The organism is Catalinimonas alkaloidigena (assembly GCF_029504655.1).
In the GTDB taxonomy this organism is placed as follows: Bacteria; Bacteroidota; Bacteroidia; order Cytophagales; family Cyclobacteriaceae; genus Catalinimonas; species Catalinimonas alkaloidigena.
The window spans coordinates 1,313,150-1,336,704 of record NZ_JAQFIL010000001.1; the positions used below are offsets into that span (position 1 = coordinate 1,313,150).

At 41.1% G+C, this 23,555-nt stretch carries 22 protein-coding genes; 6 read left to right on the forward strand and 16 right to left on the reverse strand.

Annotation, left to right across the window (positions count from 1 at the left end):
• From OKW21_RS05555 to OKW21_RS05580, 6 genes are all read right to left on the reverse strand, one after another.
• Positions 1-225, reverse strand: coding sequence for a hypothetical protein (locus OKW21_RS05555; RefSeq protein WP_277478087.1), 225 nt, complete (start codon positions 223-225; stop codon positions 1-3).
• Positions 226-301: 76 nt separating this feature from the next.
• On the reverse strand, positions 302-1,072 hold the full coding sequence (locus OKW21_RS05560; RefSeq protein WP_277478089.1) for a 3-ketoacyl-ACP reductase: 771 nt from the start codon (positions 1,070-1,072) through the stop codon (positions 302-304).
• A gap of 94 nt (positions 1,073-1,166) precedes the next feature.
• A complete protein-coding gene (locus tag OKW21_RS05565; protein ID WP_277478091.1) occupies positions 1,167-2,330 on the reverse strand; it encodes a Gfo/Idh/MocA family protein in 1,164 nt (387 codons plus the stop codon).
• Positions 2,331-2,369: 39 nt separating this feature from the next.
• A complete protein-coding gene (locus OKW21_RS05570) occupies positions 2,370-3,188 on the reverse strand; it encodes a sugar phosphate isomerase/epimerase family protein (RefSeq protein WP_277478093.1) in 819 nt (272 codons plus the stop codon).
• Positions 3,189-3,329: 141 nt separating this feature from the next.
• Positions 3,330-3,710, reverse strand: coding sequence for a hypothetical protein (locus OKW21_RS05575; RefSeq protein ID WP_277478095.1), 381 nt, complete (start codon positions 3,708-3,710; stop codon positions 3,330-3,332).
• A gap of 1 nt (position 3,711) precedes the next feature.
• Entirely contained in the window at positions 3,712-4,197 is a 486-nt protein-coding gene (locus OKW21_RS05580) for a GNAT family N-acetyltransferase (RefSeq protein ID WP_277478098.1), read from the reverse strand.
• Positions 4,198-4,345: 148 nt separating this feature from the next.
• On the opposite strand from OKW21_RS05580, the gene OKW21_RS05585 reads away from it, so the two are divergent.
• A complete protein-coding gene (locus OKW21_RS05585) occupies positions 4,346-4,903 on the forward strand; it encodes a hypothetical protein (protein WP_277478100.1) in 558 nt (185 codons plus the stop codon).
• Here OKW21_RS05585 and OKW21_RS05590 read toward each other — a convergent pair.
• On the reverse strand, positions 4,871-5,023 hold the full coding sequence (locus tag OKW21_RS05590; RefSeq protein ID WP_277478102.1) for a hypothetical protein: 153 nt from the start codon (positions 5,021-5,023) through the stop codon (positions 4,871-4,873). The two genes, OKW21_RS05585 and OKW21_RS05590, sit on opposite strands and share 33 nt — an antisense overlap.
• Before the next feature lie 188 nt (positions 5,024-5,211).
• Here OKW21_RS05590 and OKW21_RS05595 point away from each other — a divergent pair, with 188 nt between their 5' ends.
• On the forward strand, positions 5,212-5,607 hold the full coding sequence (locus OKW21_RS05595; protein ID WP_277478104.1) for a single-stranded DNA-binding protein: 396 nt from the start codon (positions 5,212-5,214) through the stop codon (positions 5,605-5,607).
• A gap of 112 nt (positions 5,608-5,719) precedes the next feature.
• Here the strand turns inward: OKW21_RS05595 and OKW21_RS05600 are convergent, their stop codons facing one another.
• Entirely contained in the window at positions 5,720-7,102 is a 1,383-nt protein-coding gene (locus OKW21_RS05600) for a glycoside hydrolase family 88 protein (protein WP_277478106.1), read from the reverse strand.
• 181 nt (positions 7,103-7,283) lie between these two features.
• Positions 7,284-9,002 (reverse strand): M61 family metallopeptidase, encoded by a 1,719-nt coding sequence (locus OKW21_RS05605; RefSeq protein ID WP_277478108.1) that lies wholly within the window; start codon positions 9,000-9,002, stop codon positions 7,284-7,286.
• 127 nt (positions 9,003-9,129) lie between these two features.
• Here OKW21_RS05605 and OKW21_RS05610 point away from each other — a divergent pair, with 127 nt between their 5' ends.
• Both OKW21_RS05610 and crcB read left to right on the forward strand, forming a co-directional pair.
• Complete coding sequence (locus OKW21_RS05610; protein ID WP_277478110.1) at positions 9,130-9,585, forward strand: hypothetical protein; 456 nt, start codon at positions 9,130-9,132, stop codon at positions 9,583-9,585.
• Between the two features lie 33 nt (positions 9,586-9,618).
• On the forward strand, positions 9,619-9,993 hold the full coding sequence (gene crcB, locus OKW21_RS05615; RefSeq protein ID WP_277478112.1) for a fluoride efflux transporter CrcB: 375 nt from the start codon (positions 9,619-9,621) through the stop codon (positions 9,991-9,993).
• A gap of 161 nt (positions 9,994-10,154) precedes the next feature.
• Here the strand turns inward: crcB and OKW21_RS05620 are convergent, their stop codons facing one another.
• The 3 genes from OKW21_RS05620 to OKW21_RS05630 form a co-directional block, all read right to left on the reverse strand.
• Complete coding sequence (locus OKW21_RS05620; RefSeq protein WP_277478114.1) at positions 10,155-10,310, reverse strand: hypothetical protein; 156 nt, start codon at positions 10,308-10,310, stop codon at positions 10,155-10,157.
• A 75-nt stretch (positions 10,311-10,385) separates the two neighbouring features.
• Entirely contained in the window at positions 10,386-10,640 is a 255-nt protein-coding gene (locus OKW21_RS05625) for a peptidase associated/transthyretin-like domain-containing protein (RefSeq protein WP_277478116.1), read from the reverse strand.
• 10 nt (positions 10,641-10,650) lie between these two features.
• Positions 10,651-11,151, reverse strand: a complete 501-nt coding sequence (locus tag OKW21_RS05630; protein WP_277478118.1) for a DUF4864 domain-containing protein — start codon at positions 11,149-11,151, stop codon at positions 10,651-10,653.
• A gap of 311 nt (positions 11,152-11,462) precedes the next feature.
• Between OKW21_RS05630 and OKW21_RS05635 the strand changes: the two genes are divergently transcribed.
• Positions 11,463-14,066, forward strand: a complete 2,604-nt coding sequence (locus tag OKW21_RS05635; RefSeq protein ID WP_277478120.1) for a hybrid sensor histidine kinase/response regulator — start codon at positions 11,463-11,465, stop codon at positions 14,064-14,066.
• Here OKW21_RS05635 and OKW21_RS05640 read toward each other — a convergent pair.
• The 4 genes from OKW21_RS05640 to OKW21_RS05655 all read right to left on the reverse strand — a co-directional run bounded on the left by OKW21_RS05640 (position 14,063) and on the right by OKW21_RS05655 (position 20,869).
• Complete coding sequence (locus tag OKW21_RS05640; RefSeq protein ID WP_277478122.1) at positions 14,063-15,457, reverse strand: sigma-54-dependent transcriptional regulator; 1,395 nt, start codon at positions 15,455-15,457, stop codon at positions 14,063-14,065. The genes OKW21_RS05635 and OKW21_RS05640 overlap by 4 nt on opposite strands.
• 170 nt (positions 15,458-15,627) lie before the next feature.
• Positions 15,628-16,461: a 3-methyl-2-oxobutanoate hydroxymethyltransferase gene (gene panB, locus OKW21_RS05645; RefSeq protein ID WP_277478124.1), complete on the reverse strand. Its 834-nt coding sequence runs from the start codon at positions 16,459-16,461 to the stop codon at positions 15,628-15,630.
• 812 nt (positions 16,462-17,273) lie between these two features.
• Positions 17,274-18,407: a P1 family peptidase gene (locus tag OKW21_RS05650; RefSeq protein ID WP_277478126.1), complete on the reverse strand. Its 1,134-nt coding sequence runs from the start codon at positions 18,405-18,407 to the stop codon at positions 17,274-17,276.
• Positions 18,407-20,869, reverse strand: a complete 2,463-nt coding sequence (locus tag OKW21_RS05655) for a DUF5916 domain-containing protein (protein WP_277478127.1) — start codon at positions 20,867-20,869, stop codon at positions 18,407-18,409. The genes OKW21_RS05650 and OKW21_RS05655 overlap by 1 nt, the downstream gene beginning before the upstream one ends.
• A gap of 263 nt (positions 20,870-21,132) precedes the next feature.
• On the opposite strand from OKW21_RS05655, the gene OKW21_RS05660 reads away from it, so the two are divergent.
• Positions 21,133-23,541: a TonB-dependent receptor plug domain-containing protein gene (locus OKW21_RS05660; protein ID WP_277478129.1), complete on the forward strand. Its 2,409-nt coding sequence runs from the start codon at positions 21,133-21,135 to the stop codon at positions 23,539-23,541.
• Positions 23,542-23,555 lie beyond the last annotated feature (14 nt).

The following is a 23,555-nucleotide window of genomic DNA, read 5'->3' on the forward strand; positions in this document are numbered from 1 at the left end:
TTATTTGTCAGTATCTTTTCCGGGATGAACTCTAGTGCCAATGAAAGTAAGCACTACATACAATATGGTTACTAAAATTGATATCCAAAGGGTGTAGGGCATCCCGAATAACTCGGGTTTAATTACTCCCTGAGGAATTACCAGCGGAGAAAAAGTGATAATGGTAAGTAATACAGCGCAGACGATGAGTACTCGCCATACCGTCATTTTCTTGGAAGAGTCCATATATTGGTTGTGATTAGTTTGGTTTTAGTAATGGTTATGTCTTAAGCAATCGATTGTTCTCTGTTAAGAAAAAACTTTAAAGTCTGGGGACCGCCAATCCGCCGTCAACCATGATGGTTTGTCCGCTGGAGTAAGGAAAATAGCCCTGGGCCAGTGCGGAAACAGCTTTTCCTACATCTTCAGGCATTCCCCAGCGTGGTTGTGCGCAGAGGCCATCTTCTATCAATTTATCATATTTTTCTGTTACTGCGGAAGTCATATCCGTTTTGATGAGCCCGGGGCGAACATCAAATACAGGGATGTCAAATTCTCCCAGGCGAGAAGCAAAGAGAAGTGTCATCATGCTCATGCCTGCTTTGGAGATGCAATATTCACCCCGGTTGACTGAAGCGATGCTCGCAGAAATGGAAGAAATATTGATTATGGAAGCATCAAAATCAGCGTTAGCCTTTTTCAGCTCAATCATCCAGTTAGCGGCTTGTTGGGTCAGAAAATAAGGACCCTGCAAATTGGTTTTGACCACGTATTCAAAGCTCTCTTCGCTCGCATCCAACAGGTCTTTTCTTTCTTTTGGTGCTACGCCAGCATTGTTGACCAATACGTTAAGTTGGCCGTAGTGCTCTTTGATGGCTGACAGCATATTTTGTCTGGCTTCGGTAGAACCAATATCGCCCTGGCAGTACAATGCATCTACTCCATACGATTTGATTCCCTCCAGAACATCACGAACTGCTTCAGCAGGACGCATTCCGTTGATAGCAATATCAAAGCCTGCTTTGGCAAGCTCTTCCGCGATTCCCAGTCCTATACCCCGGCTACCGCCAGTTACAAATGCTACTTTTTTCATGAATGTAGTTGAAAGTTGAAGGTTAAAAGTGAATAGATAAACGAATAGCTTAAGGTTAAAAGCTAGCCAGCCTTTAACCTTAAAAGTATAGCATTTAACTCAGCGAAGGAATATCTACCCAGCAGCGTTTCTCCCAGCTTTCCAGCCCTTTTTCCGCCAATTGAACGCCTTTGGCTCCTTCTAGCAGGGAATATGGAAACGGCTCATCTTTCACGACATGACGCAGGAACATCTCCCACTGCACTTTGAAAGCATTGTCATGAAATTCCTGATCCGGTACTTTTGCCCAGCCTTCATAAAAGTTGATAGGCTGCGGAATATCAGGATTCCAGACCGGCTTGGGGGTATTGCCATAGTGCTGTATCCAGCAATCACGCAGGCCGGCCACTGCTGAGCCTTTGGTACCATCAATCTGCAGGGTGAGCAGATCGTCACGGCGGACACGTACGGTCCATGAGGAGTTGAAATGTGCGATGATACCACCGTCTAGCTCAAAAGTAGCATAGGCAGAATCATCAGCGGTGGCTTTGTAAGTATTGCCTTGTTCATCCACACGTTCAGGAATATGCGTAGCGCCGAGGCAGGAGACAGCTTTTACATTACCAAAGATACCATCCAGTACATAGCGCCAGTGGCAAAGCATATCTACAATAATACCACCATCTTCTTCTTTCTTGTAGTTCCATGAAGGGCGTTGTGCGGGAATAGTGTCTCCTTCAAATACCCAGTAGCCAAACTCTCCACGGATAGAAAGAATTTCTCCGAAGAAGCCATTCTCAATGAGTCGCTGCACTTTGCGCATACCTGGCAGAAAGAGCTTATCCTGAACTACACCATTTTTCACACCTTTTTCCTGGCAGAATTTGTAGATGTCTAAGGCAGTGGCTGTATCTACGGCAGTAGGTTTTTCACAATATACGTGCTTCCCAGCCTCAGCAGCCTGCTTTACGGCAGTGGCACGGCGGCCGGTAGTCTGTGAGTCAAAATAAATGGAGTAGTGGTCATCATGCATCACCTCATCCAGATTAGTGGTATATTTTTCAATACCTGACATCTTGCACAGCTTCTCCAGTTTTGCTGCATTACGACCTACTAAAATAGGATCGGGCATGATCGTCTCAGTAGGGCTGATCCTGACGCCACCTTGCTTGATAATTTCAACGATAGAACGCATCAGGTGTTGGTTGGTGCCCATGCGTCCGGTCACTCCGTTCATAATAATACCTACCGTATGGGTAGTCGTGCTCTTTTCGCTCATTTCAATTCAATAGGTTAGTATATATTTAATAATTATAGTTTAGCTTTTTTCCAAATAGGCTTTGATGATCTTGTCCAGAAATTCCTGCTGGTCCATCCTCCAGTAGCGCTCAGAGAATATTTCTACTTCATACATGCCTGTAAATCCTGCATCTTCTACCCAGCTCCGGATTTCTGGTACATTGATACAGCCTTCACCCATCAGTCCTCTGTCCAGCAGCATATCTTCAGTAGGTGATTTCCAGTCACAAATATGGAATGCAAACAGGTTTCCGTTACGACCACATCGCATTATTTCTGCCTGTAAAAGATCGTCCCACCAGAGGTGATACACATCTACCGCTATACCCACCCAGGGTGAGTTGATAGACTCTGCCATGTCATTAGCCTGTGCCAGGGTATTGATGGCTGAGCGGGTGTCCGCATACATGGGATGCAGCGGTTCTATGGATAATTTTACTTGATTGGCTTCCGCATGAGGAATGAGGACTTCAATAGCCTCCTGTATCTGCTTGCGAGATGTTGATAAAGGCTGGGCAGGATCAGCGCCACAGACCAAAACGACCGCTGGCGCTCCCAGCGCTGCGGCTTCGTCTATGGCTTTTTTGTTGTCGTCAATCGCTAGTTTTCGTTTGTCAGCAGAAGTAGCAGGAAAGAAACCCCCACGACAAAGCGATACAATTTCCAGCTTGTGCTGCCTGAGCATGTCACCGGTCTGTTGAATATCGCGTCCGTCCAATGCATCTCTCCAGACTGTAATCCCACTGACTCCAGCCTGAGCAAACTTTTCTGCGGCTATTTCTATCGGCCAGGGCTTGGTTGTGACCGTATGTACACAAAGTTGATTTAAGTTTTCCAAGAGTAAAAAATTGAGGTTGCTGTCTAATCAATCAAGCCTCAAATTAATAAAAAAATTAAACCTAAATGAATGAATATTGAACAATGTGCAATGATTGACCAATAATGGGATGCTTTGCACTATTGATGATAAAGTCTGAAGCTAGTCAATGTAGTCTTTTTTTACGACCAAGGTAAAATAATCATCATCGGATACGATATAGCCCTGATCGTAGCAAAAGTGATAAATCGTGCCACTTTTGGTCTGGTACACATTCGTAATATAATTGAAATTGAAACCTTTCCGGTTGAGTTGATCCCGGTGTACTCTGGCTTTTCCCTGCGGATTGAGCTCGGCCAGGATATGGCGGTTTTTACGCAGCGTATAGTTTACATTACGCATCAGGTTATTGGCATCGCTGGTATGCTTATTATGATAGGCGTTGCGACAGGCATCAGAACAATATTTTTTATCTGCTCTGCCCCGAATAGGCGTGCCGCATTCCAGGCAGACCTTTTCGCTTTCTTCAACAGATTCGTTCATATCAGTTCGTTATTTTTTTTTCAAAAAACATGGCATTGTCAAAAGGATTATAACAGTAAGCCGGTATTTCGTAAAAGCCTGCTTCCCGATAAAGATGGATGGCCGGCAGCATGCTGGAAAGTGTATCCAGACGGATAAGGTCATAACCCAATGTTTTGCTGATAGCTAATGCGCTTTGCAAAAGTTTTTTGCCCGCACCATTTCCTCTGCATTGCTCGGTCACATACATTCTTTTGAGCTCAGCTACTTTAGGTTCCAGCGGACGAACAGCAACACAGCCAAGTGTCTGCCCATCATCTTGCTTTGCCAATAGCAGTACGCCCTTGGGACGTGCATACATGCTTTGCAAATGGGCTAGTTCGTCTTCAAATTTTTGAAAATCCAGAGGAAAGCCTAAGTGCTCTGCATACTGCATAAATAATAACCTGCCCAGGGTGTAATCCTCTTCCGATGAAGCTTCTGTGATTTGGATGGGTTTCGTATGCATTTTTAGAAAGGTTACTTATGTGCCAGTGCACATTATTTCTTATTAGCCAAAGTGGCATGAGTATTAAAGAATGCTTTTATCTTACTGTAATTTTTTATTACAAATGAACATATTAAAGTTTTTCAAAAAGGATGATGAGCCCTCATTCATGGTTTCAAACAAAGATTTCTCAGTCAAACACCCATTCTCTTCATCTATTGAAGAATTACAGTTTGTTTTTAGCCAAATTGAAAAGCGATTAGACGAAAGCGGAAAAATTTATGATGCAACTACTAACAAAACAGTTGTTTTACTTTCTATTAGTATTGGTTTAATGACAACATTGACAGCTTATTTCTTCATAAATAACGAATTAAAAGGTGTATTTTCCCCGAAGCTTTTTACTGTCTTTGTCATGAGTTTTAAGTCTTTTTTTATTCTTTTTTATCTATCAAAAAATATTTTGCCAACCAATTATCACCCCCTTGGCTCGAAAGCAAGTCTGTTGCTGAATAAAGAATTCTATATCGACATGAAAAATAATGAAACTTTAAAGTCAATGATTTATTCAGAGATTGTTAATTATGATTCAAGGGCTAATGACAATTTTCAGATAAATGAAAAAAGATTAAAAAGGATCAAAAACGCTATTATATCTTTAATCATTCTTCCGCTACTTGGTTTAGTAATTTATTTATTGTCCTCTCTTTTCTGTTTTTTCATTTGACTTGCTCTTTTTTTCATATTGGCTTGTGTCAATAATCACAGCTTGTCTCCCTCCTGATTGTTGGTTGAGTTGATTGTTTTGTTGATTCTGCTGATCACTTGAATTATTTTGCTTAGCCATAACATCAATTTTTGATTAGTTGGTATTTTATAAAAGTGATATAAATATACAAATAAAATTAACCGTTAGCAAACGTTTACAAACGACTATACACGACTGTAAACGCTTAACAACCGATTAAAGTTTGCCTGCTGTAGTTACTTTGCTGATGTCAAACGACAATTTGTTTAACTCAAAATTTTACAGACATGAATGCAATGAAAAATCGCGTACAATTGATTGGAAGGTTAGGGCAGGATCCTGAAGTGAGAACTTTGAACAGTGGCAGGATGGTCGCGCAGTTTTCTTTGGCTACTTCTGAAGTTTACAAGAATAGTGCTGGCGAACGTGTACAGGATACGCAGTGGCATCAGGTAATTGCCTGGGGCAAGCTTGCCGAGATCAGTGAAAACCTGCTGATCAAAGGGCAGGAAGTAGTGGTAGAAGGTAAAATCAGCTACCGCAATTATGAAGATAAAAATGGTATCAAAAGATATGTGACTGAAATCATCGCTTCGGATATCATGCTGGTAGGTAAGCGACTGAAAGAAAAAGGCTCTGAAGTAGCTGAGCAGGAAGCCGCTTACGAAGAACTACCCTTTTAAATAAGCATGAGCGAATAAAGCAAAAGTGTTTAATATATGGTTTAGTTATAAAGGCGAAAAGCCGGATCTTCTGGGTCCGGCTTTTGTCATTTCTAGGATTTATTAACGTGATTTATTCTCCGCAGCGATAGAATGTATAGTAAGGCTCATTTTTAGCGAGTCGCTGGACATACAGTGCTACTTCACGGGCATGGTAATCTCCCCACATACTGGACTCTCCATTGGCAATTTTGCTGCCTTCCGGTACATAATCCCAGCCATTGGGTTCATGGTAAATAGAGTGCAGCAGTAACCCCTGGTGGTTTTCATCTACACTGATGTAAGGCTCTTCAAAAAGCGAGTCCAATACAGTCAGACCTGCCTGATAATATTTCTTGCCAGCCTCGTCTTTACCTTTAGACATTAGGTATTTGCCAAGCCTTAATAATCCTTGCGCACCTATGGCTGCTGCCGAACTATCAATGGGTTCATAATCATTATATGGGTCGGAAGGACGATTGAGGTAGTCACCTAACTTATGCAGTTTAGGGGCACCAGTATCCCAGTAAGGAATGCCATCGGTGGGAGTGTTTTCAATGAAAAAATCGCAGGCAGCCTGGGCTGCTTTCAGCATGAAGCCTACGATTTCGTCTCTTTCCCCATAGGCTGACAGGTCCTCATCACTGAGCGTATCAACAAATTCTAACTCTTCCGGGAAGCCACACATCGCCCAGGCAAGTCCTCTGGTCCAGGTACTGAATCCGGTATAGCCTTGCTGAGAGTTAGGGCAGCGGTAGTTGCCATCTTTGGTATTGAATATCTGTTCGTGCGCAGTACGTCCCCGTACATCGTAGCTGTCCCTCCCTTCTCCGTAGTACACTGAGTAGTCGGCCGTAGCTTTGATATGCATCAGGGCTCTTTTCAGCAAATTAATCTTAACATCATTCTCAGTTTGCAATACATGTCCAAACTGATGACCTACCATAAGAGAACGGCAGGAGCGAATGGTATCTACGAAAAGGGAGTGAGGACCGTTGAAAGAGTGGATAAATCCGCCGGTTTTGATAGGCGTCCAGCGGGTAGCCTGTACCGCTCCGGAGATTTTGAGCGCCAGCTCGTAAAAATTTTGCTCCCATTCGTTATGCGCAATTTTGCCTTCCTTCATCAGGCGGAGCAGGTTACCGTAGGTACTTACATTATTGAAGCCATGGTCATGCACCCCAATGTGGCTGACATGAGGAGCCATGAGTTTAACAGTATTTTCCTTTCCGCTTTTCAAAAATTTTTGATCACCGGTAGCATCAAACTGTAAGATGGCAGAGCCGTACTGAAAACCCTGTGTCCATTCCGTCCAGCCACGGGTGGTGTATCTGCCTTTTACAGTAAATACCGGAGAACCTTTGGATTTATCGTACTTGTCTTCAATGTTCTGAATTTTAGCAGCAGAAAGCTCCCAAAGACGTTCAATTTTAGGTAGAAGATCTTCTGCTTTAAGTTGTTGATTGATTTTTAGCATGCTTAATTATCGGTTAGAAAAAATTAATACTTGAATGTTTAGTTTGCGATTAGTAATCATAGCGGTGGTGAAATCGATTGTTTGCGAATTTACAAATTTGAATGAAAATAATAGGAAACATCTTTCTAAGTTCAAAAAGAGTCTGCCATCACAGTAATCCTATGGATAGCCTTTAATTGCTCTACAAAGCTATGTTTAACCATTTCTCAAAACTCTGCTTCTCAGCTTCTGAAGCATCGCCTCTTTGTGCAATGGTGTACTGCTTAAAATAAGTTTTGCTATCCTGTACCAAAGTCACGGTCATCAGTTTTTGCCTTCTCACCACCGTGATTTCCACCTGGTGGCTATCATCCAGCAGTTCATCGGGAGACTCATTGTATTTTTGACCATTGATGGCTATAATCTCATCCTCTTTAGATAGGGCCTTATCCGCCGGAGAGTCGGGTTCAATAGTACCCACCAATAATTTTCCTTCTTTCTGCATAGCTCTGAATCCGTACCATCTCTCACTCAGACTTCCGGAATCATTCACTTTCAGCTGGCAGCCTACCGTACGGAGGAGAGCGTTTAGTTCTTCTTCTACTGGCACTACACCTTCTACATATTTGTTGAAAAAACGATCCAGAGGTTTGCCGGCCAGTCGGGAGGCTATTTCTAGGATGTCCTGAGGCGAGTAGCCTCTTTTTTCTTTTCCAAAATTGATCCACAACTCTTTCATCAGCGTATCCAGGGAATGCTGGTTTTGCGTATGCTTACGTAGTGTAAGGTCAAGCATCAGGCTGATGATGGCTCCTTTTACATAGATGGAGACTTTACGATTGGGAATACCAGCTACGTAGCCATCCAGCCAAAGGTCAAAAGAAGAGGCCGCCAGCGAATAATAGAACCTCCCGAAGTTTTCAAAGTGCCGCTTAAAGATCTTATTCAGTTCGTCAAAATATTCCTGCTTGCTGATCACTCCTCCGCGGGCCAGGAATAAGTCACCATAGTAAGTTGTAGCCCCTTCAGCTACATAGCCGGTAGTAAAGTAATTTTCCCGGCTGTAGTCATAGGGCATCATTTCTTTGGGACGAATGCGGATGATATTCCAGGTATGAAAAAGTTCGTGTGAGCTTACTCCGATAAAATCGTGATAAAGCTTACTTCTTTGCCTGATCTCTTCTGCCGGGCCGAGGACGACGAGCGTGGAGTTGAAATGCTCCACCCCATGATAAGAACGATAGGGAAGGAACTGATAAATAAAATGATAATCTTCACAAGGGAAGTCTCCCATAGCGTCTATCTGTACTTTGGTGAAGCGCTCAAAATCCCGCAGTGTAGCTTCTTTATCCAGGTGTACATTGCCCTGAAACCAAAGGTGAAAGCGTGAGCCATTTACTTCATACTGCCAGTGCGTTGGTTTGCTGCTGGCGATCATGGGTGACTCAGCAAGCTGGTAAAAATTAGGCGCTTCCAGCACAAACTTTTTTACTTCTTTGAGGCCACAAACAATTTTGTAGTGCTCAGGGAGATTAAGTTTGATACGGTAAGGTTCTTCCAGTCTCTCCAGAGGAAAAATAATACAATTTACAAAGTTGATGTATATTTGCTCCTCGTCAAGCCAGCAGGAGCCGGCGGTCATCTCAGCGGCATAGTAGCTGTATCTTACTGTCAGGGTTTGGATATTATGTGTACTGACCTGCCACTGATCTTTGCTGACTTTACGGAAGGCGACAGTCTTACCTTTTTCATCCTGCATGCTCAGGCTTTGGATGTTTTTGGCGAAGTTGCCTAACTCATAGCGTCCTGGCCTCCAGGCAGGCAGTTGTAGCAAGGTGGTTTTTTCCTGAGGCGTAAATTCAAGCTCAAAATCTATTAGCTGGCGATTGGGATATGTATAAGATATGTTATAATGAATCATAGCAAATATTTTCAGAGAAGAAAATTAGTAATTATACAGACAAGCTTACAGCAGATGCTTGAAAATACTAAATTTTGCTCCGCTTTTTTGAGTATAAAAAATTGCAAAACCATTAAGCCAAAAATTCATGATTGTCACTAAACCCAAATTCAATACATTTTTCGCGATAGGGGTATTTTTGATTCTGAGCTATGGTTCGGCAATCTATCTTCTCAGCGATATCATGACCAGCGCTGAGGTTTCTGTGTGGATGTATGTATTGCTCGTGCTGGTGCTGATTATTGCATTCTTCGTAACTATTAAAATGCTTGCTAGTTACAAGAAGGTAATCATTGATAAAAACAGAGTTGATGTTTTCAGCTTGTTTGGCTTAGTCAGAAGACGTTTGTATCTCAAAGAACTTGAGCACTGGAAGGAAGAAAGTGTGAAAACGGCAAATGGTACTTTTAAACAACTGGAGGTCAACTTCGCAAACAGAAAAACTTTTCGCATTGCGAATCAGGAGCATGATAATTATGAAAAAGCGGTGAATTTTTTTCGCAAACATTACCGAAAAAATGAGATGAAGTCTGATTCAGCATAGTACCTTGCCATGATGTTAACTTGGAAATAATATATGTTATCAAATCTATTACTTGTAGGCATTGGAGGCTTTTTGGGTAGTGCTCTACGTTTTCTGATTTCAGTAATGATCAACCGCCAGGTAAGTACACATTTTCCGTTTGGTACTTTTACGGTAAATATTTTTGGAAGCCTTTTGATAGGTATACTCTATGGTTTGTGGGTGCGTGAGTTTGTGGATGATAATGCCAGTAGAATATGGATATCGGGTTTTTGCGGGGGCTTTACCACCTTTTCTACCTTTTCTTACGATAGCCTCACCCTTATCAATCATGGTCAGTACCTCACCTTTATTATTTATGCTGCCGCCAGCGTAGTTTTAGGTCTGGCCGCGGTCTTTGCCGGCATGTCACTCGTACGCTTCACTTAATTTTTATTCCAGATTGTGGACACCCAGATTCAGTTGCTGCAGCTCGTTGACACTACGAGGCCAGCGGGCAGGGTTAAGAAAATTATTTTTTGGAATAGGACCTTATTGGTTATTATACATTCTTCCCTAGCCAAAGTTAATGTCCATAGGTTGGTATTTACTCAGAAAATTTCTTCATCTTCCATAGTGTCAATAAGCGCAATGTTTCCACGCATAGCTTCATATGTATCGGTATATATGGTTCCCGGATCTTTAAAAGAGTTGACAAACTCATCGGCAGAAGGGGGCGAATAGATGGTTACTTCATCCAGCCGCATGGTGTCAGGTACGAGTGTTTCTCCGAGTAAGTAATTTTTATCTAAAGCCCTTCAGGAACCACAAATTTTCTCCCTCTATAGCAATGAAGTAAAAGTGATGGTGTCGTAGAGCTGTGCAAAAATTGAGAAATAACCACTCGTATCAGTAGCAAAACCAAACGGTTGGCCATTGACTAAAATGCTGGCGTTAGGTATCTGTTGCAAACTATCCGCATAGGTGACCAATCCCGCTGATCTGTACGCTATCCGCAACATTGAGGGCATCAGGCTTCCTTGTATAGGCGCAAAATTGGTAGATAGTAAAAGCATGGCTATATAATATCTGATCATACTTAAAAAATTAGTAAGGGATTACGCCGTCGGTCATCCAGCAGTCAGCATAAGGCTCTTCCTGCTGACGTGATAGCTTAAAATAGAATACCGCAGGCTTGTCATCTTCGTTGATCAGTGTCACTTTCTGAATCGCTTTATCACCTTTAACATCTACGTCATCCAATCCGTACTGCTTGAAGTTTAGTAGAGATGAATAAGTATCATTTTGTACCAGTTTTATAAATTGGTTTAGCGGACCGGTATTTTCTTTGTTAGAGGGTGAAGCAAAACGAAAAGCTACTTCAATACCATGATTTTCATAGGGTTGATTATTATTTTGCATAGCTTGCAATTGGATGTTAACCACTTCCTGCGGGCCTAAAGAAGGTAATGGGACCAATTCTTCTCGCACACTCTTAACGGAAATAGATTCAGGCTCAGTAGAAGTTGGCTCATTATTATTCCAAAGAATATATGCTAAAAACAGCACCGTTAGCACTGAAAAACTGATGAGTAAAGTTCTTTTCATGGTCTTACATTTTTTTAATCAAACTTAGAGAGGTGCAATGATGTTTAACAATATGTTAATCATTTGATAGTGAAACGATTACCCATACATTCCTGGCTTAGGAACAATGCTGTGCTTGAACGTTACTTAGAGATTTAATTTTTCACAATACCATCAATGAGTTAACATACCTGATAAGGGGAGGTAATTAAGGCAATGCCCCAATTTTGGAAAAAGTCAACAATACTTATTTAATAAAAGGTTGATGAAGCCCGTTTATTTATTGGTATTGGTATTGGTATAATATTTTCCCTGTTTAAGTATTCTATCTTATGCGTATGAACCGTTCTTTTTACCTCAAGTCAAAAGTACTCCTTGGTTTCGGTTTTATCCTCATAGCTATTGCGGTGGCATCAGGGATAGCATACAATAGCTATGACCAATTATCATATGCGGTGCAGACAATCTCAAATCCGGATGCTAAGCTTCAGCAGATAGATAGTATTATGTTTATGGTTGACAGGTCTGAGAATAGTCTTCAGGAGTATACCATTACCAAAAGCGCCAGAAAGCTTCGTGAGTACGATTCCAGAGTTTTGGAAATTCGCTCCAGAGTCCAGGCCCTTAAAGAAATGAGTGCATTTGATGAAAGTGAGCTAGACTCTATTCTCGCCTTAATCAATGCTAAACTGGTAAGTATGGATGATTTTATGAGGATCAAAGAGCAGCGTGATGCCTTTCAGTTTTATGATAAAGCCTTGGCGCAGCTTAATGCTGAAGCTCCACAGAAAAAAGATTCAACCCAACTAGCCGTAGCCAGTGATACTGTAAATGCAAACGATAATGCCCCAAATAAAGTAGAGCCTAATCGTATAGATAATGAAGCAGATAAAAAATGGCTTCAGAATTTGAAAAAAAGTGTTGTTGGATTTTTTAGTAAAAAAGATCAAGAAACAGATAGTACCTCATTAGCCACGGCCCAAGATTCATTGTCCGTTGATACCACCTCCTTAGCAAATTTAAGTGTAGATTCAGTGCGACAGATGCTGACTACACTTAAAAGTGAGCAGGCTGCTACTGAAAAGTACCTGGACAAGCAAGAGTTAAAATATTTGTCTAACAATGCTGAGGTGATGAACCGAATCAATGACCTGATTAGCAGAGTGAAGCAAGCCCAGCAGGAAAAGTATCAGGCACAGTCGGCTGAAGCCAGAAATATACTACAAAGCTCTTTGTCACGACTAGGAATTATCTTGCTGGTAGCTTTAGGCAGCACTTTTATCTTCATCTATCTTATCTTTTCTGACATTGCCAAAAGTGACTCTCTAAAGTTACAGCTGGAAAAAGCCAAGGCGCAGGCCGAGCAGCTTGCCAGCGTGAAGGAAGATTTTCTCGCCAACATGAGTCATGAAATCCGTACCCCTCTCACGGCTATCCTTGGCTTTACCCATCAACTGAAAAAAACCAGCATGAAAAAAACGCAGGAAGAGTACCTTTCTGCAGTTGACAGTTCTTCTTCTCACCTCCTGGCACTGGTCAATGATATCCTTGATTTTTCTAAAATTGAAGCTGGGCAACTAAATTTTGAACACCAGCCTTTTGACATTAAGGAACTCATTGAGCAGGTACAGCGCGACATGAGCTTCCAGGCTGATAAGAAAGGTTTACAGATTCACATTGAAATAGAAGGAGAAAACTATCGCTATCTGAACGGAGACGCATTTCGGCTTAGACAGGTTTTATATAATCTGGTTTCCAATGCGATTAAATTTACCGAAGAAGGAGGGGTAATTATTCGTTGCAAACTGAAGTCAATGAGTGAGGGTAAAGTGAAGGCTCAGCTAGAAGTAATTGATACTGGAATTGGCATTCCTCAGGAAAAACAACAGCATGTTTTTGAAGCCTTTGTTCAATCTGATGTATCTGATACCCGAAAGTACGGAGGTACTGGTCTGGGATTGTCTATCAGTAAGAGAATCGTGGAGTCACAAGGGGGTGAGATGGCATTAGAAAGTGAGGTAGGAGAGGGGGCTACCTTTTATGTAGCTTTACCATTTGATGTATCTTCTAAAGAAGAGGTAGAAAGTACTGTCAAAACTTCAGATTCCTCAAGAGAGTTTATGTTTTCGGACAGTAAGATACTAATTATTGACGATGACCAGCTTAATACCAAGTTACTAACCTTGCTCATGGAAAAGAGGGGGGTGCAGAGCTATATAGCCCATAGTGGTGAAGAAGGATTGCAAATACTAAAAGATAGGTCCGTAGATCTAGTTTTCACCGATTTGCAGATGCCGGGTATGCATGGTGATGAGGTGGCCGCGCATATCAGGGCTTCTGAAAAAGCTGATCTTATAATTGTGGCTTTTACAGCCAGGGTGACTGAGGATAAGCATTATTTTGAAGACCGAGGTTTTACGGATGTCTTGCACAAGCCTTTCAATGAAAAGGAGGTATATCAGCTTCTTGATAAATATCTTCTTCCTATACCGGAAACCTCAGAGACAGCTTCAACAATAAATGGGTTTCAGGAAGTAGAGAGTTTAGATAAAGAAGCTAACGATAAGTTTTACACTCTTGATAATATTGTTCGCTTTATAGGTGATGATCAGGATGCGCTTTTAGGATTCATTGAGAGTTTTAGTGGCGTATTACAGGACTCTAGTGAAAAAATGAAAAATGCTATTGAATCAGGTGACTATGAAGCTGTGGCTTATCATGCGCATAAGTTGTTTCCTAATATTCAGCAACTTCAAGTACAAGAACTCACACCGCTCCTGAGAAAACTAGAACATCAGGGGCAGCAGTTGAAAGATGGAGAGGTAGAAAACAAATTTCCCTGGAAAGAAAAAGTAAGTGAGGTACTAAAACTAACCGAAAAGTTGTTAGCAGCTCTTAATCAAAAGAAAGAACTGCTAAAAACGCAAGTAAGTTAGTCAAGATTGTACCGCTTTAGTTTATTATAAAGTGTTTTGCGGTCAATATTAAGCATCTTGGCGGCCAATGTTTTATTATATTTTACCTTAATAAGGGTTTCTTCTATCAGTGCTTTCTCGGTTTTTTCCTGTATTGCTTTTAGGTCAGGATTGTGTGGATTCACTGATGAAGTGTGGTTTTGTTGCTCCATTTCATTACTAACAGGACTGATAATTTCAGGAGGTAGCGTTTCTAGAGACATCTTTTCTCCAGTAGTAAGCAGCACAGCCCGACGAATGACATTCTTAAGCTCTCTGATATTACCTGGCCAGTGATACTCCTCCAGTTTTTCTAAAACTTCAGGCTCTATTCCCTTTACTTCTTTTCCCAGCTCATGATTAGACTGATTTAAGAAGTGATCTACAAACTCTGGGATATCAGCTTTCCTTTCTCTCAAGGCAGGCACCTTAATTTGAAATTCATTAAGCCTGTGATACAGATCTTCCCGAAATTCCCCTTCTTTTACGGCTTGGTCAAGGTTTTCGTTGGTAGCAACGATAAGCCTTACATCTACATCTAGATTTTTATTACTTCCTATCTGACGTATCGTACGCTCCTGAATTGCTCGCAGTAATTTAACCTGAATGTCGTAAGACAGGTTACCTATTTCATCTAAGAACAGGGTACCTCCATTTGCGGCCTGGAACTGGCCCATCTTGTCTTGTAATGCCCCAGTAAACGAGCCTTTTAAATGACCGAAAAGCTCACTGCCGGCCAGATCTTCGGAAAGTGCTCCACAATCCAGGGCTACAAAAGGCTTCTTCCTGCGTTCACTTTTTTCATGAATTTTTCGTGACACATACTCTTTACCGGTCCCGCTTTCGCCCTGCACTATTACCGACAGGTTAGTAGGTCCCACCAGGTCAATGTGTTTTTTCACCTGCTTTGCGAGCGGGCTGTTACCTTCCACAAACCTAAACGAAGGGGAAGGAGACTTAGGTTTTTCAGCTTCTTTGGCATTTGGACTGCTAGAATTTTCATGCACAGACTTGAGTGCATTACCAATTGTCAGCAGAATTTCATCCGGATTGATCGGTTTAGTCACATATTCAAATGCACCTAACTTCATCGCATCTACCGCTGTTCTGATATTGGCGTAATTAGTCATGATAATGACAGGCAGATGAAAATACTTCTTCTTAATATTTTTCAATAACTCTAAACCATCCAGATCGGGTAGGCGATAGTCTATCAAAACCAGGTCAAAATTATGATCGTATACAGCCCTCAGCCCCTCTCTTGCCGTATGGGCTTCTTCTACTTTGTAGTCATTCTTTGATAAAAAAGATTTTAACAAAGAACAAAAAGAAGGGTCGTCATCTATTACTAGTACTAGAGGTTTATCGCTCATACTTATGTTCTATGGGTAAACAGTTTTGTTCAGTTACAAAATTAACAAGTTTGTAAAAGAGGTATTGCACATCAATAAATTTAAGCATCTTCAGTATTCATTGATAGCGATACATGAATCAAATGAAAATGGTTTAGCTGAATTTTCAAAGAGGTATTGAAAGTAACAATTTAGTAGCTCTCATCATCATTGGGAAACTGCGTATCTTTCACGTCTTTAATATAGTTTTTTACTGCTGATTCCATAATAGTGTTCAGGTCAGCATAACGCCTGAGAAAGCGAGGCTGAAAATCTTTAGTGATGCCTAACATATCATGTACCACCAGAACTTGACCATCAGTTCCGCTACCCGCACCAATGCCTATGGTAGGTATTGTTATATGCTGAGAGACTTCCCTTGCCAGGTCGGCAGGTACTTTTTCAAGAACAAGACCAAAACAGCCGCTCTCTTCTAAAATTTTTGCGTCCTTCATCAATTTTTCTGCTTCAGCTTTTTCTTTGGCTCTTACTGTATAAGTTCCAAATTGATAAATGGATTGTGGGGTAAGGCCCAGATGCCCCATCACCGGCACACCTGCCTTTACTATTCTCTCCACCGATTGTTGTATTTCTTCTCCTCCTTCCACCTTTACGCCATGTGCTCCGGATTCTTTCATAATTCGGATAGCAGAGCGTAGCGCTTCAGATGAGTTGCCCTGATAGCTGCCAAAAGGTATATCCACGAGGATGAAAGCTCGCTGAATGCCTCTTACTACAGATGATGCATGATAGATCATTTGATCCAGTGTGATGGGCAAAGTAGTCTCATGTCCTGCCATGACATTTGATGCAGAATCACCAACAAGTATCACATCAATGCCAGCCTGATCAAGCACACGAGCCATGGAATAATCATATGCGGTTAGCATAGCTATTTTTTCCCCGCGATTTTTCATCATTTGTAGCTGATGCGTAGTGACCCTTTTTAGCTTGCCACTCTTGCTTTCTGATGGGTGTACTGACATGTTGATTATATGTTTTTAATTATTTCAAATTTTTTCTGAAAACAATTGCCCATGTTATGGGGTGAAAAAACCGTTAAAAATATGCAAATTATGATGGACTTAGGCTAATTTATGTTTCCGATATTCAACTTCATCCTATTTGATTTCAAGAGTAAGACTCTCAGAATAGTTTGACAATATAAAGGAAAGATACTAAATTATAATGTTTGGTATAGGCATATTCGTTTCTGAAATGCCTGTAATGGTCTCCATTTCATTATAGAACACTTTCGTCACCAAGTAATTTTTATGGTGTCTGTAGAGTTTTGTTACTCTTTTGGGTTTAACTTCTCAAAATCATAGCATGTTGCATTTAAGGGATTAGTATTTTTTTAATATTATTTATCTAATATATAATTGCATTATATAAATAACTAAGCAATCGGAACAAGATAATGCATAAGTATCCTGAATTATTGAGAATGCCAGAAACCGGGGCTAAATTCTATCAAGAATTTCATCAGATTTTGCCTAAGGATAAATTTTTTACAGAATACGGATTTGTAAACCACTGTGACAATTTCCAATGGGCTTTTAATAAATTCCTGAGCCAGGATAAAGGCAGCTTATATAAAACGAACTCATTGATCAGATCTTATTTTTATGATAACAAAGATCACGTCAAGAGACTGATGTTATTCTCTGTATTTGTAAAAGAATACTTGGTAAATATGGAGTCTGTGCTGCTTTATTATGAGTATTACGAACTCATGAGAAAGTTTCTTGAGGCAAGAGAAAAAATCAATAATTTAATTAATATGTTGTTCAGCTTTTCATTTGAGGAGCCCATGCTCATCAATTAGCTGAATCACTTTTTCTTCAGGCAATGCATTTACTTCTCCAAGATGCCCGCTTAAGGTTTCAGCCGTAAATAGAGCATTGTAGATGGCCTCTTCGGTGGCTTCAATAGTAGCCAGAAACAGTGAGCTGATGTTATCATTGCTCAGTACCTCCATATCAAGCAGATCGCTATCTGTTTTGTAGGGGATTCTTAAACTTTCGGCAGTGGAAAAGGCAATTACATAATCTCCACTACCATTGGAAGCAATACCGCCTGTACGGGCAAGCCCCAGCATTGCTCTTTTGGCTAATCTTTTCAGGTTTCTGCTATCCAGGGGAGCATCAGTAGCTACTACCATCATGCAGGAGCCATCCGTGTCTTTTTGGGCAGGCTCTTTCTTGGTTTTATTCATCAGCTGCTCAATAGGAAGACCTTTAATATGGAGTATGCCACCAAAGTTAGCTTGTACCAATACTCCCACAGTATATCCCCCGTTTTTTTTAGAAACCACCCGGGAGGAGGTACCGATGCCTCCTTTGTACGCAAAGCAACGGGTGCCGGTACCAGCACCCACATTGCCCTGGGCTACAGGACCGGAAGCTGCCTGTTCAAGGGCAGTAAATACATCTTCCTCTTTCACATGTTGACCACGAATGTCATTCAGGTATCCGTCATTGGTCTCACCAACTACGGCATTGACCGAGCGAACGTCTTCATTCCCAGCCAGCCCCAGCGTATATTGTACCAGTGCATTGATTCCAGTTGCGACATTCAGTGTATTTGTAAGCACAATAGGGGTTTCCAGATTTCCTAATTCTTCAACCTGAGAATATCCGGCAAGTTTACCGAACCCATTACCAATGTAGATAGCAGCAGGGACTTTGTATTGAAAAATATTGTCTGAATGTGGGATGATAGCCGTTACACCAGTTCTTACGCTACTTCCTTCAATCAGGGTTTTATGGCCTACCAGCACGCCACTCACATCAGTAATTGCATTATTTTCACCTGTAGGCAGTACCCCTATGCTTACACCATAGGATCGGAGCGTGCGGTTTTGCGCTTTTATATTATGGATGTTAAAAAAGAGGAAAAAGATAAAAAGTGTAAAAAGGGGTTTCCACATCAGCCTATTTTTTTATCTGCGTTTAGTTTTTTCATGAGCATAGAGTAATCAATAAAATAAAGGACCCTTACTGAGATACTGTTGCTTTGAGGCAGATTACCCAGAGTTTCCACGTTCTTTAAATACCCGGGCCTTACAAACTCCTCATCACTGGCAATGTTATTTTTCCAGACAATGCTAATTTCACTGGCAGGGGCAAAGGTATAACTATAGACCATGTCAATATTAAAAGCATTGTAATTTCTATCTTCATTGCCAGAATAATCACTGTCTAAAAGCTGGCCTTCTTCACCCAGGGTATAAAACTCTTCGTATTCTGCAGCCGACCAGTAATGTCTCATTCTGAAGGTTAAGCCCATCTTATTATTAAAGGTATATTTGGTATTAAAGATATTATTGATGGTGTTGATATCACGTTTTCCAAAAGTGATCAGATCATCTTCATGATCGGCATAGCCGATATTACTTTGACTGTTACTCAGGCTGAGATAGGTAGAAAAAGCAAGTTTATTATTGATTCTGATACTAGGACTCAGGCTCAAATACAGACTTTCTTGATCTTCAAAATCGTAATCGGTATAACTTACCGAACTTCCGATCACAAAACGATTTCGGTTATCTGATCTCAGGTAAAATCTAAGCTGATTATATGAAGGCTCCACAATATAGCGGCCGTCCACACGAGGCTCAAAATAATCATAACGCTTGGTAGGAGCAGCTGCATAATTGAAACTGAAATCCATAAAGTTGCTTAATGTGCCTCGTACCCGGGCTTCCATATTAAAATTTGTGAATACGGAAGGCTCATATAATCTGCTGTAGGTAAAATCCAGGTCTGTATATAAGTCAAGGAACTGCCAAAACGGCTCGTATATGTTATAGCCTATATTTGCAGAAGTACGTATCTCATTATTGGCCCTTAAAAAGCCCAGGTCATTTGGGTCAAAAGTGTCGCTCTCAACATAATTCGTCAGACTTGCACGTAGGTTACCGCCGGTTTTAGCAACAGATAATGAATAGGAGTGACCAAATTCATTACGTCCATCATCCAGTCCATACTTCTGGCTAATGGCTCCTCTTCCGTATACAGCATAGCGATTTCCCTTGTTGGCAAGGCGAAAAGCTGTACCAGTTAGATTGGCATCATAATATGCTCCCTGACGAATCACATTGGTGTTCACAAAGCTTATGTAAGAATTATTTTTTAGATTCTGGTCCAGTGCAATCACATTATAATTGGTCAAGGGATCAGAAAGGACTTTTCTGCTCTCTCCTGTTTCATTGTCTTTGATAACCGCATGCATTTCGCGGGTAAGCCCATTAAATACGCCTAAGCCCAGACCTTTACTTGTACGGCCGGAGATTTTGGTAGCATTGATCAAAGAACTTTCCTGAGGGTTACTGAGCACCTCTTCGTTTTTACCTAAATCGTCATCAACATTATCATACAGCAAGGGCTTGCCCCCAACCCTTCTGGAATAGAAATATCCCCCTTTTTCAAATAGCTCAGTGCCTTCTTTAAAGAATTGTCGGTTTTCGTTAAACTGAACTTCAAAGGGAGATAGGTTTAATACTTTATTATCTGAAACAACCTGACCAAAGTCTGGGACCAGTATCATATCCAGGGTGAAAGCATCATTGATACCGTAACGAAGGTCCATTCCTCCATTAATACGTTTATTTAGTTGCGAGGGATTTTCAGCGTCGCCGGTATAGTGATCTACATATGTTGAAAGATAGGGAGATACTGACAAACGTATAGGAGACTTGATATTGGTGATACCACTAAGGCGGCCAAATTGGTTCACAAATCCGTTGACTTGCGGGTCAATTTTATTCCAGTAATTGTGTTCGTTTTTACGACGGATCGTACGACGAAAATTGACCCCCCACTCTTGAATGGGGGTTTTTGGAAAACGCAGTGCGGAAAGAGGAATTTCCATTTCTACGTACCAGTTAGTTTCATCTATGCTTACTGCGCTCAACCAACCTGCGTTCCAGCTTCTATCTGAGCCCATAGCTGTCCAGCGACGGTCAAACTGGACCCCGGCAGCTGATACGATAAACTCAAATGCGTTAATATCATCATCATAAGTATCAAAATACACTCCAAAAACATCTGAAAAACCGCTATAATCACGGCTGGTAAATTCCCGCATGATACTGTCGGCAGATACATCGTACAATACAGCACCTATGTAAATAGATGAATTATCATATAGTACACTTACCTCAGTAGGAGCAGAAGGGGCTTTTCCCGGATTAGGGCTTCGTTGAGTAAATCCACTTGCCGGACAAAGCACATGCTGCCAAACTTCATCATCCAGTATTCCGTCAATTTTTGGAGAACTATTAATACGTGTAGCGAAAAAGTCTTTAGGGAAATCATCGTTAGCGTACACGTTAACTCCAAAAAGCATAAAAAACGAAAAAGCCAATAAGGCAATGAATGTCTTTGACATGTGTTTTTATTACAACAAGGTTTACAACAAAGAAGGTAGAACGTGAAATTAAGCAGCTAATTTAGTCGCTGAACTCAACCATTGAGTTTATGCATAGATAAAGTAACTGCTTTGCATCCCAAGAAAGTAAAAAATCAGCTTTACTTCTATTGACAATAAAATATAATATTACACCCGTTATGTTGAAAATAATATTGACAAGTTGATGTAATATTGATTTCTAATTAAGAAATTTGCATGAATATAGTTTTTTTTGCAATTCCATGAAAGAAACGTCCTTAATATTATCAGTCGTTCTAAGCTTATCTTTTTTCACTCAGGCACAAACACTTAAAGTCGTGGACATTACTACTTCCCAAGGGATTCCAGAGGTTGTGGTATACTCATCTGACAGGACATTTTTTCTTCAAACTAATACCTCCGGAGAAGTGTATTTGGCTAATTTTACCAATTCGGATTCATTGTATTTTCAACATCCTGCATACCAAGATCTTGCACTGACCTTGGAGCGTATAAGAAAAGCAGACTTCGTGGTAAGTATGCGTGAGAAAGTGATTCAGATGGAAGAAGCAGTTATCACTGTAAACCGTTGGGAGCAGAAGAAAGCAGAAATTCCTCATCAAATCGTTTCCATGAAACCCTCTGATATAGCGTTTGAAAATCCTCAGACGGCCGCCGATTTATTAGACAGAACCGGGCAGGTGTTTGTACAGAAAAGTCAGTTGGGAGGTGGAAGCCCCATGCTCAGAGGTTTTGCTGCCAATGCTGTACTGATTGTAGTGGATGGTGTAAGGATGAATAACGCTATTTTTAGAGGTGGAAATTTGCAGAATGTCATCAATATTGATCCGACTATCATTGAAGAAGCCGAAGTAGTGTTTGGTCCCGGTTCGGTAATATACGGAAGCGATGCTCTGGGAGGAGTGATGGACTTTCATACGCGCACTCCTGCTTACGCAAGCAGCGATTCATTTGAAACAGAGACTTCAGCAATGGTAAGATACGCTTCTGCCAACCAAGAGAAAACGGGTCATATCGATGTTAGCCTCAAAGGCAAGCGGCTAAGTTCGTTAACGTCTTTTTCTTACAGTGACTTCGATGATTTACGTGCGGGCAGCCAGCATTCAGAGCAGTATCCTGATTTTGGAAAACGTTACAATTATGTAGTCCGTGCTCGGGGAGAAGATTCATTAGTGAATAATCCCGATGTAAATGTACAGGTCCCCTCTGCTTACAGGCAGCTTAATCTGATGCAGAAATTGCGTTACCGGCTGACAGATAAAATTGATTTGGTTTATGGTTTGATTTACAGCACTACATCAGACATTCCGCGCTATGATCGCCTGATCGTATATGATGAAAATGGCTTACCTGAAGATGCTGAATGGTATTATGGGCCGCAAAAATGGGCGATGCATTCTATAAAAGCCCGCCTTTATGATAAGAACCCTTTTTTTGATGAAGCCAAGCTTACCCTGGCTTACCAGGGGTTTGAAGAAAGCCGTAACGACAGAGGTTTTCAGCGTAGCGAGCTAAGACGCAGAGTGGAAAATGTAAATGCTTACACTTTAAATTTTGATGCTGATAAAGTATTCAACCAGTTTCATCATCTTTTTTATGGGATAGAAGTTGTTCATAATACAGTGGCATCTGAGGCATTGCGTGAAAATCTGAATACAGGAGCCCTTGAACCAAGTTCAACCCGCTATCCGGATGGCGGAAGCGACTATTCTACTGCTGCATTCTACCTTAACCACAAATGGAATTTTAATAAAAGGTTCACTTTAAACACAGGCTTGAGGTATAGTGGTGTGTGTTTAACATCGCGCTTCACCGATAGTTCTTTTTATAAGTTTCCCTACGATGAAATTAACTTAAAAACTGGTGCAATGAGTGGAAGTGCCGGTCTGGTTTTTCGTCCTGCTGAAGGTTGGCAGTTGAATTTTCTTCTATCCTCAGGTTTTCGTGCGCCTAATCTAGACGATGTAGGTAAAGTTTTTGACTCAGAGCCAGGAAATGTGGTGGTCCCGAATCCAAACCTTGGGCCGGAGTATAGTTATAATGTAGAAATAGGAGCCAGTAAAAGTGTGGAGAATAAGTTCAGGGTAGAAGGAGTCGTGTATTATTCCTCACTTAGGGATGCGATGGTGCGAAGAAACTTTAGTTTTAATGGTATGGATAGTATTGTCTATGATGGAGAAATGAGCCGTGTGCAGGCGATAGTCAATGCCGGTGAAGCTTATGTGTTTGGCTTTAGCATGAATGCTACTTACTCTATTCTGTCAGAACTTGCGTTATACGCTACACTAACGTATACAACAGGCAGAGATTTAGAAGAAGATGCTGCTTTAAGACATGCTGCACCTACCTTCGGAAGTACTGCAATAAAATACCAAAGCGGTAAATTCATAGGAGAATTTAACATCCGATATAATGGAGCAATTGTTTACCAGGACTTAGCACCTTCTGAGCAGAATAAACCCTATTTATATACAGAAGAGGGAGCATTATCATGGTACACACTGAATCTGACTACCAGCTATCAGCTTAACCAATACATTCAGATCAGTGGCGGATTAGAAAATATTCTGGACAAACATTATTGGCCTTATTCTTCGGGTATCGGGGCTCCAGGGAGAAACTTTGTTGTATCCTTGAGGACTATGTTTTGATCATAGTCCTCAGT

Coding starts and splice junctions, on each gene's coding strand:
- OKW21_RS05555 (WP_277478087.1), bottom strand. CDS start 225: ATGGACTCTTCCAAGAAAATGACGGTATGGCGAGTACTCATCGTCTGC.
- OKW21_RS05560 (WP_277478089.1), bottom strand. CDS start 1,072: ATGAAAAAAGTAGCATTTGTAACTGGCGGTAGCCGGGGTATAGGACTG.
- OKW21_RS05565 (WP_277478091.1), bottom strand. CDS start 2,330: ATGAGCGAAAAGAGCACGACTACCCATACGGTAGGTATTATTATGAAC.
- OKW21_RS05575 (WP_277478095.1), bottom strand. CDS start 3,710: ATGAACGAATCTGTTGAAGAAAGCGAAAAGGTCTGCCTGGAATGCGGC.
- OKW21_RS05580 (WP_277478098.1), bottom strand. CDS start 4,197: ATGCATACGAAACCCATCCAAATCACAGAAGCTTCATCGGAAGAGGAT.
- OKW21_RS05585 (WP_277478100.1), top strand. CDS start 4,346: ATGGTTTCAAACAAAGATTTCTCAGTCAAACACCCATTCTCTTCATCT.
- OKW21_RS05590 (WP_277478102.1), bottom strand. CDS start 5,023: ATGGCTAAGCAAAATAATTCAAGTGATCAGCAGAATCAACAAAACAAT.
- OKW21_RS05595 (WP_277478104.1), top strand. CDS start 5,212: ATGAATGCAATGAAAAATCGCGTACAATTGATTGGAAGGTTAGGGCAG.
- OKW21_RS05600 (WP_277478106.1), bottom strand. CDS start 7,102: ATGCTAAAAATCAATCAACAACTTAAAGCAGAAGATCTTCTACCTAAA.
- OKW21_RS05605 (WP_277478108.1), bottom strand. CDS start 9,002: ATGATTCATTATAACATATCTTATACATATCCCAATCGCCAGCTAATA.
- OKW21_RS05610 (WP_277478110.1), top strand. CDS start 9,130: ATGATTGTCACTAAACCCAAATTCAATACATTTTTCGCGATAGGGGTA.
- crcB (WP_277478112.1), top strand. CDS start 9,619: ATGTTATCAAATCTATTACTTGTAGGCATTGGAGGCTTTTTGGGTAGT.
- OKW21_RS05620 (WP_277478114.1), bottom strand. CDS start 10,310: ATGCGGCTGGATGAAGTAACCATCTATTCGCCCCCTTCTGCCGATGAG.
- OKW21_RS05625 (WP_277478116.1), bottom strand. CDS start 10,640: ATGATCAGATATTATATAGCCATGCTTTTACTATCTACCAATTTTGCG.
- OKW21_RS05630 (WP_277478118.1), bottom strand. CDS start 11,151: ATGAAAAGAACTTTACTCATCAGTTTTTCAGTGCTAACGGTGCTGTTT.
- OKW21_RS05635 (WP_277478120.1), top strand. CDS start 11,463: ATGCGTATGAACCGTTCTTTTTACCTCAAGTCAAAAGTACTCCTTGGT.
- OKW21_RS05640 (WP_277478122.1), bottom strand. CDS start 15,457: ATGAGCGATAAACCTCTAGTACTAGTAATAGATGACGACCCTTCTTTT.
- panB (WP_277478124.1), bottom strand. CDS start 16,461: ATGTCAGTACACCCATCAGAAAGCAAGAGTGGCAAGCTAAAAAGGGTC.
- OKW21_RS05650 (WP_277478126.1), bottom strand. CDS start 18,407: ATGTGGAAACCCCTTTTTACACTTTTTATCTTTTTCCTCTTTTTTAAC.
- OKW21_RS05655 (WP_277478127.1), bottom strand. CDS start 20,869: ATGTCAAAGACATTCATTGCCTTATTGGCTTTTTCGTTTTTTATGCTT.
- OKW21_RS05660 (WP_277478129.1), top strand. CDS start 21,133: ATGAAAGAAACGTCCTTAATATTATCAGTCGTTCTAAGCTTATCTTTT.